The sequence below is a fragment of the Parasphingorhabdus sp. genome (assembly GCF_036963805.1).
In the GTDB taxonomy this organism is placed as follows: Bacteria; Pseudomonadota; Alphaproteobacteria; order Sphingomonadales; family Sphingomonadaceae; genus Parasphingorhabdus.
Window position 1 is genome coordinate 1 of sequence record NZ_JBALUN010000035.1, and the last position, 1,006, is coordinate 1,006.

At 50.2% G+C, this 1,006-nt stretch carries 1 protein-coding gene; it reads right to left on the bottom strand.

Annotated features, from left to right (window positions below):
* Nucleotides 1-84 precede the first annotated feature (84 nt).
* Nucleotides 85-855, bottom strand: coding sequence for a hypothetical protein (locus V7676_RS18635; protein WP_335661056.1), 771 nt, complete (start codon nucleotides 853-855; stop codon nucleotides 85-87).
* Between the last annotated feature and the right edge of the window lie 151 nt (nucleotides 856-1,006).

Sequence of the window (1,006 nt, forward strand, 5' to 3'; positions counted from 1 at the left end):
GCGCTTTCCCGTGTCAGATAGCGGATCACGAGATCATAGAACGGCGTCAGGACTTTATAGCCGAGTGGCGGGGTGTAATTGTTATTATCCATTTGCAACTCGTCGATCCGGAGGATCAATTTGCGCCGCCCAACACATATCACACACCGGATCGCCGCGAGATAGTGTTTGTTTGCGGCGATAATGACCGCGCTGACCATCATTTGCGATCACATCTGATCCCGGCGTGTCATACAGACACCAACTGTCGTAAAACGCGTCCATATCGCCCTGATCGCCGGTTTCCTGCACAAGCTTTCTGACAAAGCTTTGCGGAGGACAATGGGTGAAATGGGTGTAGATATTTTGATCATCCGACCAGTGCTTGACCGCATATCCTGGTGCCCCAGGAGCGGTGAATGGGAAACGCAATAGTGCTTGGATTGTCCAGCGCAGGCGTTTAGCAGGATCGCGCGTTGCCAAACGAAAGGGCAGCGAAGAGAGCCGCATGAGCGATGCATACACATCCCATCCGATATCGGATATTGTCTGACGGGCTGAAACCTTCGATATACCCAGCTTTATCATCACGCGATAGCTAGCTGCGGTATAGATGGCGAACTCGACCATTATTCGGTTCCCAATATTGGGCAAAGTTTCCAAATCGGCGATGCTTCGCTGAAACTGCACTTCATTATCAAGGGTGTTGAGAAAGCCATTAACATCCTTCTGGAACCAACGCCTTGGCGTACCGTCTGATAAGCTAAGCCCCCGGCTTAATAATATTTTCCTAGCCGAGCGTGACAAAACCCAACGCATTAGGCTGCGGATAATGCGCCATAGCGTTTTGTTTCGAAGCACCCATTTTACGGACATTAATTTACCATTCTTTCGCTGCGGGGTTATGTAGGTTCTATAGATTCTGACGTCGCAAGCGCAGCGCATTTCCAATAACCGACACAGATGAGAGGCTCATCGCTGCCGCCGCAATCATCGGGCTCAATAATATACCAAACCAAGGATAGAG